This window comes from Clostridia bacterium, assembly GCA_014360065.1.
GTDB lineage: Bacteria > Bacillota > DSM-521 > Neomoorellales > JACIYF01 > JACIYF01.
In genome coordinates this window covers 1-1,801 of record JACIYF010000202.1, presented here as the reverse complement: position 1 = coordinate 1,801, position 1,801 = coordinate 1, and the positions used below count along the sequence as shown (strand labels likewise).

Annotated in this window: 2 protein-coding genes and 1 pseudogene (1 of these 3 cut by a window edge); all 3 read right to left on the bottom strand. The window is 57.2% G+C overall.

Going from position 1 to position 1,801, the window contains the following annotated elements; translation table 11 throughout:
- A pseudogene (locus H5U02_14970) lies at nucleotides 1-185 on the bottom strand (dTDP-4-dehydrorhamnose 3,5-epimerase family protein) (it extends 255 nt beyond the left edge of the window).
- A 76-nt stretch (nucleotides 186-261) separates the two neighbouring features.
- Nucleotides 262-1,329, bottom strand: coding sequence for a glucose-1-phosphate thymidylyltransferase (locus tag H5U02_14965; GenBank protein ID MBC7343721.1), 1,068 nt, complete (start codon nucleotides 1,327-1,329; stop codon nucleotides 262-264).
- Between the two features lie 189 nt (nucleotides 1,330-1,518).
- Nucleotides 1,519-1,801: phosphotransferase (locus H5U02_14960; protein MBC7343720.1), on the bottom strand; the 283-nt coding region annotated here is incomplete at its 5' end.

Below are 1,801 nucleotides of genomic sequence, written 5' to 3'. Positions count from 1 at the left end.
AAGTGGTCCCATTGGAATTTGTGGTAATGCCAAGCCTTAATGATGCCGGGGTAGCTGGCAGTCAGGTAGACCTGGCCGAACTTATCGAACTCGGGCCAGTCGCTACGGAGCAATTCCATTAGATAGCCCCGTTCGTCGGGGATAACCTTCAGGGTTCTTACCTTGACTCCGTTAATGAGTTCCACAGTAGCTTCCTCCTCGCTTTATCCCGCCGCAGGCCCGGCTATATAAAGAAGCAGGTCACGGACGTTCTCAATTAACCTAGATGGCGATCTGGCAGTCATCCCCCAAAAAGAGCCGCAGGGCGGCGCGGTTGTCCTGGTTGCCATCGACGTGGGAGTTCCGCCCGATGAGGCTGTCCTCGATGCGCGGGGTGTTCTCCAGGCGGCAGTTTTCCAGAATCACCGAGTGTTCAAGGCTAACGCGCTTGAGAACGGTGTTGTCCCCGATGGCGGTGAAGGGGCCAACAAAGCAATCCTCCAGGGTCACGTTTTCCCCGATGACCACGGGACCCCGGATGGTGCTGTTCCTGATGGTGCTACCCGAACCGATCTCCACCCGGCCGGTGACGCGGGAGTTTTCATCAACCTCTCCCTTGATGTCCACGGTGGTATAGGCGTCCAGTACGGCCCGGTTGGCTTCCAAAATGTCGTCCTTCTTGCCGGTATCGAGCCACCAACCCTCCACCTGGCGGGCAGTAACGGTTTGGTTCATATGTAATAGTTCCTGAATGGCATCAGTAATCTCCAGCTCGCCGCGCCAGGAAGGCTGGATGCGCTCGATGGCCTGGTGGATGGCCGGCTGAAAGAGGTAGATGCCCACCAAGGCCAGGTTGCTGGGCGGATTCTGAGGCTTTTCTACGAGCCGGGTGACGCGGCTTTCTTCGTCGAGAACGGCGACGCCGAACTGGCGTGGGTCGGCAACCTCCTTCAGCATAATCATGGCCGCCGGAGATTCGGACCAAAAATGGCGTACCGCCTCCCTGACGCCGCCCTGGATGAGGTTATCGCCCAAGAACATAAGGAAGGGCTCGTCCCCCAGGAATGGCCGGGCGGTCTTCACCGCGTGGGCCAGGCCCAAGGGCTCCTCCTGCAGTATGTAAGTGATCTTAGCGCCGAATCGGCCTCCGTCGCCAACGGTCTCCCGTACCATCTGACCCGTTTCCGGGGAGATAATAATGCCGATATCCTTGATACCAGCCTCAACGATCTGGTCAAGGACAAAAAACAGAATGGGCCGATTGGCTACGGGAATGAGCTGCTTAGCAGTAGTATAGGTTAATGGTCGGAGCCTTGTCCCTTTGCCGCCTGCCAGTACCAAGCCTTTCAGTCAAATGCACCTTCCTTCTCTGCCAAACACACCCAATCTACTTCGCCACATTTCGCCAGGTTCCTCCCAAGTTTTGCTATGCCAAGCTGCGCAACTACCCCCGCTGCTTTTCATGTAGCCCGGGAGCCCTTTGCGCTAGTTTGCTCAAGACTTTCCGGAGTGATTCAACCACCGACCCTGCCCTAAAACCTATGCCTGGGGCAGTTGAACCTCCTTGCCGTCAAGGATTCTGGCCGGATTGTGGCTAAATAGCTCGGTAGCAACCTCCATGCCCAGGAGCTGAGCCACTTTGGCCTTGGCCAGGCTCAATACCGGTGGGCGGGCTTGGCTGTGAGCGTCGGAGGCAACAAACGACACCCAGCCCTTTCGAAGAAGGAGTTCCGCCGTTTTTGCGATCTTTCGTCCGAACAACCCGGCAATGCTACCAGCATCAACCTGAACCAGCACGCCTTGCTCATGCACCAGGCGCTCT